Below are 5,841 nucleotides of genomic sequence, written 5' to 3'. Positions count from 1 at the left end.
AAACCGTCCCACTGCTTCAGCGATTCCAGGATGAGGAAGTTGGGCAGTGTCACCGCCAGCTGGATGTTGGCCGCACCGACGATCGGCCCGCAATAGCAGTGAGGGGCGACCTGGATGTGGTAGGCCTCGGCCATCGCCGCGATCTTCTTGGTTTCGAGAATGCCGCCGGAGCGGCCGAGGTCCGGCTGCAGGATGGTCGCGGCGCGGTTCTCGATGACGCGGGCGAACTCGAACTTGGTGGTCAGCCGTTCGCCGGTGGCGATCGGGATCGAGGTCGCGCGGGCCACTTGCGCCATGACTTCGGGCATGTCAGGCGGCACCGGCTCCTCGAACCACAAGGGATCATAGGGCTCGATGGCGCGCGCCATGCGCAGCGCGCCGGACGCTGTGAACTGGCCGTGCGTGCCAAACAGGATGTCGGCGCGGGTGCCGACCGCCTCGCGGATCGCCTTGATCATGCGGGTGGACAGGTCGATATCGACAAGACGCGGCTGGTGGCCGTCGAAGGCGGTGTAGGGGCCGGCCGGGTCCAGTTTGACGGCGTTGAACCCCTGTTCGACATATTCGAGCGCGCAGGCGGCGGCGAGATCGGGGTCGTTGTAGACGTTCTTGCCGTGCGCATCCTCGGAGTGGACGCTGCCGGTGTGCGGATAAAGATAGGTGTAGGAACGCAGCGTTTCGTGCACCTGGCCGCCGAGCAGTTTGTAGACCGGCTTGTCGGCCTCCTTGCCGATGATGTCCCAGCAGGCCATTTCCAGCGCCGAGAAGCAGCCCATGCCTGACACGTCGGGCCGCTGGGTGAAGCCGGACGAATAGGCGCGGCGGAAGAAGTTCTCGATGTCGTGCGGATCGCGGCCGACGAGATAGCGCTCGGCCATGTCCTCGACCATCCGGGCGGTAACATGGGCGGAGAAGGTGGCGTTGTAGGCCTCGCCATAGCCGACCACGCCGCCATCGGTGGTCAACTTGACGAAGATGAAATACTTGCCGCCGATGCCGGGCGGCGGATTGTCGACAACCCAGGTCTTGACGTCCGTGATCTTCATTTTTGGTCCTCCAGAACCAGTTCGGCGCCCTTCCAACCGGTCATGATCGAGGCGGCGTTGGTGTTGCCGGTGATGTTGTCGGGGAAGATGGAGGCGTCGATGACGCGCAGGCCGTCGATGCCGTGCACCTTGAGACGCGGGTCGACGACGGCGCGCGCCGGATCGGGCCCCATGCGGCAGGTCGAGACCGGATGATAGACAGTGCCCGAGCGCTTCCTGAAATCCTGAATCAGGTCTGCATCGGAAGTGATTGACGGGCCTGGCAAAACCTCTTCCTCGATGATCTCGGCCATGGCAGGCATCGAGGCGATCTTGCGGACGAATTTCACCGCCGCCAGCATCTCCTCGACATCGGCATTGGTGGAGTAGGCATTGGCCGTTATCCTGGGGTACTCGCGCGGATTGGCCGAGCGGATCATGATCTCGCCACGGCTCGACGGGCGGCAGTTGGACAGGCCGATGGAAAAGCCCGGCCATGGGTCGGGCGTCAGGATGGGACGCTCGCCGCTCTTGGGAATGACGGTCGAGAATGCCTGGAAATAGAGCTGCATGTTGGGCCGCGTCGCCGCCGGGTCGGTGCGGAAGAAGCCACCGGCATTGTTCATCGACAGCGACAGCGGGCCCGAACGGGTCAGGATATATTGCATGCCGACCAGCAGCTTGCCCCACCAGGGACGCAGCGTCTGGTTGAGCGTCGGCAGCTTGCCCTTGAAGGTGTAGTTGATGCCGACATGATCCTGCAGATGCGCGCCGACATTCTCGTTGGCGTGGACCATCCGGATGCCCAGGCCTTTCAGCAGCGCGGAAGGCCCGACGCCGGACAGCTGCAGCAATTGCGGCGAGTTGACCGAGCCGCCCGACAGGATGACTTCGCGACCGGCACGCGCCGACTTCGTCTCGCCGTTCTGCTGGTATTCGACACCGACGGCGCGCTTGCCCTCGAACAGCACCCTGGTCGCCAGCGCCTTCATCTCGACGCGGACGTTGGCGCGCTTCATCGCCGGGCGCAGGAAAGCGCGCGCCGCCGACATGCGGCGGCCGTTGCGGGTCGAGATCTGGTAGACGCCGACGCCTTCCTGGGCAGCGCCGTTGAAATCCGGGTTGAAGGGCAAGCCGGCCTGCTGGCCGGCGACGAGATAGCGTTTGGTCAGCGGGTGGACGGCGCCCGAACAGTCTGTGACATGCAGCGGGCCGCCGACGCCGCGCCATTGGTCCGCGCCGGCCTGGTTGTCCTCGAGCGCCTTGAAGGCGGGCAGCAGATCGTCATAGCCCCAGCCGGGATTGCCGGCGGCGGCCCAGGCATCGAAATCTTCGCGCGCGCCCCTGATCCAGACCATGGCGTTGATCGAGCTCGAACCGCCGAGCAGCTTGCCGCGCGGCCAGTGGTCGGCATTGCCGGCAAGCCCCGGGTCCGGCTCGGCCTTGTAGTTCCAGTTGACGCCGGGATCGAAGAAGGTCTTGCCGTAGCCGAGCGGCATCTGCACGTAGAAGCGGCGGTCGCTGCCGCCGGCCTCCAGCACCAGCACCGAGAAGCGCCCCGAGGCCGACAGTTTTTCAGCCAGGACCGAGCCGGCCGAGCCGGAGCCGACGATGATGAAATCATAGGTCTGCATGATGGAAATGGGAGGCTCCGAAAAATTGGCTGCAGCCTAGACGCGACGGCATTCCGAAGTCGCCGCGCCATCCGGCATCAGTTGTGAAAAAAGCGACCGTCGAACCGATCAGGTTTGCGGGGATTCCCGACAATCGCGCTTGATATCTATCGTCCCGACAGCCTATGCGGTGGCACTATCTTGGCGCATAACTTTTCGGAGTTATGCTCTGGCCACTCTGCGGAAGGCAGGAAATCATATGCGGACCCTCCCTGACGCGTTCATTCCCGAACTGCCGGGCCACTACAGCGGCAAGGTCCGCGAAAACTACGATCTGGCGGATGGCCGGCGCATCATCATCGTCACCGACCGGCTCAGTGCCTTCGACATCATCCTGACCTCGATCCCCTACAAGGGAGAGATACTGACCCAGACGGCGCGCTACTGGTTCGAGGAAACCGCCGATATCTGTCCGAACCATGTTCTCGAATACCCCGACCCGAACGTCGTCGTCGGCACGAGGCTCGACATCCTGCCGGTCGAGATCGTCGTGCGCGGCTATCTGGCGGGAACCACCAGCACCTCGATCCTGACGCGCTACAAGCGCGGCGACCGCGACATGTACGGTATCCGCCTGCCGGACGGCCTGCGCGACAATGAAAAGCTGGCCGAGCCGATCATCACGCCGACCAGCAAGGCCGCGCATGGCGGCCATGACGAGCCGCTGTCGAAAGCCGAGATCCTCGAACAGGGTCTTCTCACGCAGGCGCAGTGGGACACCGTGTCCGGCTACGCTTTGCGGCTGTTCGCCCGTGGCCAGCAGCGCGCCACCGAGCGCGGCCTGATCCTGGCGGACACGAAGTACGAATTCGGCACCGACAGGAACGGGACCATCATTCTTGCCGATGAAATCCACACCCCGGACAGCAGCCGGTACTGGATCGCATCGAGCTACGAACAGGCGCTCGCCGACGGCAGCCGGCCGGAGAGTTTTGACAAGGATTTCGTCCGGTCGTGGGTCTCGGCGCGCTGCAACCCCTACAGCGACCCGATACCTGAGATACCGGCCGAGATCGTCGAACAGGCCTCGCATGTCTATGCGCAGGCCTATGAGGCGATCACCGGCAAGGAGTTCTCTCCGGACCTTTCCGGGAACAGCGTGCTCGATCGCATTCGCACGAACCTCAGGCGCTATTTCTGATCGATCTTCGCCGGGTGATGCGAACTGCCGTCCCATGGCCATGCCCAGGGTCTACGAACTCGGGTTAACCGGTCCTCGGAAACCTTCGCCGGTGTGTTGGCTGACGGAGCAAACGAAAAACCCGCCTGTGCGGCGGGTCACTGGCGCAAATCAGCACCATAGGCAAAAATGTACCATAGCTGAGGGCACCCAGTCAAGAAAAAATTCCTATCGTGAAAAAGCTGCCCGGCAAAAAGGCTGCCGACACCGCGCGCCGGCTGTCGCAGGTCTTTTGCCAGTCCGAGCCTGTGGCCATGCCGTGGCTCGTTGACCTTCTGGCGCCGTGACGATACGGGATCGAGGGCAGCCAGTCTCGAAGGATTTCTCGCATGGTGCACTACGCTGAAGGACGGCCGCTTGGCGATCTGACGCTGCGCACCCTGGCCATGCCTTCGGACGCCAATGCGGCCGGCGACATTTTCGGCGGCTGGGTGATGGCGCAGATGGACCTGGCCTGCGGCATCCGCGCCGCCGAGCGCGCCAAGGGCCGCGTGGTGACGGCGGCGGTGAAAGAGATGTCGTTCGCCAAGCCGATGAAGATCGGCGACACGCTGTGCATCTACACCCATGTCGAGCGCGTCGGCCGCACCTCGATGACGCTCAAGGTCGAGGCCTGGGCGCAGCGCTACCTCTCCGACCTGATGGAGAAGGTCACCCATGCGGATTTCGTCATGGTGGCGCTGGATGGCGAGGGCAAGCCGAAAGCGGTTCCCGCCGAAGGCTGAGGCAAGCCGAAAAATCAGAAGCGCACTTGCATCGTGGCGCGGACGCCCTGGTCGGCCGCCTTCTTCCCGAACTGACCGGAGTAGCTGATCCCCAGCGTGGTGCTGTCGGCGATCCGGAAATCGAGCCCGGCCCCGACGATGGCTGTATCCCTAGCGATCGGCACGCCGGCAATGGTGAAGAGGTCGCCACCGGCGAAGGCCATGTCTGCGGTCGGCGTGGTGTCGCCGAAGGCATGACGCCAGCCGAGCGTACCCTGCGCGGTTGCTTGCATTCCGCCGAGGTCGAAGCCGGCCGAGGCCCGCAAGCCGAGCGTGGTGAAGGTGGTCTCGGTGGTCGAGGCAGCGGATGTGAGTGCGGCGGCGCGCCCCTTTTCCGTGAAGCTGTCGGTGTGGAGGTTGACATAGGCGAGACTGGCGAAGGGCTCGAAGGCAGCCATGCGCGTCTCGAGGCGATAGCCGGCCTCACCGAAGACCTGCGCGGTGCCGGCATCGTATTTCGCCGTCAGCGCATCGACGAAGCCTGGAACGACGACGTTGCGGCTGGTGTCGATCCGGTTCCAGCTGTAGGCGACGCCGCCGCGCAGGCCGAGGCCGTCCCACTGTCTACCGCCATAAAGGCTGATGTGATAGGTGTCGCTGGAGCCGGAAGAGGCATGATCGTCGACGTCGAAACTGGCGTGGTTGTAGCCGGTCAGCAGGCCGACCCGCCAGGCTTCGCCGATCACGGTGTCGGCGCCGGCGAGGAAGCCGCCGGTGGAGCGGTCGAGGCCGGCGGCATTGCCGTCGCCGCTCGCCGTGCCCCAGGAGCCGAAAGCCTGCCCCCACACGACGAAACGGCTGGTGTCAGCCTCGACCAGCTCCGGGCCGCCCTCGCCATAAGCCATCACTGGCATGGCGGGAGCGGCGACGTCGCCCATGGCCGCCCGGACGCGGGCGGTTGCGGCATCGGCGACGAAGCGGCTGTCCTCGATCAGCATCCCCTTGGCTGAGGCATGAACCTCGCCCGACGCGGCATCCAGCGCCAGGCGCGCTGCGTCCTTGTCGGTCATGAGCAGCATGGCCCATGCAAGCGCATTGCCTTCGCCCAGCCGATCGAGGGCTCCGGCGGTCGCGAACTGGTTGCGGGTGGTGGCGACGTTGGCGACCGCGACGTCGTTGCGCGCCAAGGCGAGGGTGATGTCGTTGCCGTCGCCGCCCTTGTAGTTGATGAGATGGTCGAGGAAGAGAAGGTCGTTGAG

5 protein-coding genes are annotated in these 5,841 nt (G+C 64.7%); 2 read left to right on the top strand and 3 right to left on the bottom strand.

Features of this window, described 5'->3' with window-relative positions:
* Together EN994_RS14710 and EN994_RS14705 are read right to left on the bottom strand one after the other, a co-directional pair.
* Positions 1 to 1,046 (bottom strand): mandelate racemase/muconate lactonizing enzyme family protein (locus tag EN994_RS14710; RefSeq protein ID WP_164745924.1); only part of this gene is annotated, 1,046 nt, incomplete at its 3' end.
* Positions 1,043 to 2,659 carry a GMC family oxidoreductase N-terminal domain-containing protein gene (locus EN994_RS14705; RefSeq protein ID WP_063168822.1) on the bottom strand — a complete coding sequence of 539 codons (1,617 nt, stop codon included), beginning with the start codon at positions 2,657 to 2,659 and terminating at the stop codon, positions 1,043 to 1,045. The genes EN994_RS14705 and EN994_RS14710, both read right to left, overlap by 4 nt.
* Positions 2,660 to 2,897: 238 nt before the next feature.
* Here EN994_RS14705 and EN994_RS14700 point away from each other — a divergent pair, with 238 nt between their 5' ends.
* Positions 2,898 to 3,839: a phosphoribosylaminoimidazolesuccinocarboxamide synthase gene (locus tag EN994_RS14700; RefSeq protein WP_063168821.1), complete on the top strand. Its 942-nt coding sequence runs from the start codon at positions 2,898 to 2,900 to the stop codon at positions 3,837 to 3,839.
* Between the two features lie 368 nt (positions 3,840 to 4,207).
* Entirely contained in the window at positions 4,208 to 4,603 is a 396-nt protein-coding gene (locus tag EN994_RS14695) for a hotdog domain-containing protein (protein WP_013530049.1), read from the top strand.
* Positions 4,604 to 4,617: 14 nt separating this feature from the next.
* Here EN994_RS14695 and EN994_RS14690 read toward each other — a convergent pair.
* On the bottom strand, positions 4,618 to 5,841 hold a 1,224-nt coding region (locus EN994_RS14690; protein ID WP_127307615.1), incomplete at its 5' end, for an autotransporter domain-containing protein.

It is taken from the genome of Mesorhizobium sp. M7A.F.Ca.CA.002.09.1.1 (assembly GCF_003998555.1).
Classification (GTDB): Bacteria; Pseudomonadota; Alphaproteobacteria; order Rhizobiales; family Rhizobiaceae; genus Mesorhizobium; species Mesorhizobium ciceri.
The sequence above is the reverse complement of the archived record's forward strand: the minus strand, read 5'-3'. Positions and strand labels throughout refer to the sequence as shown.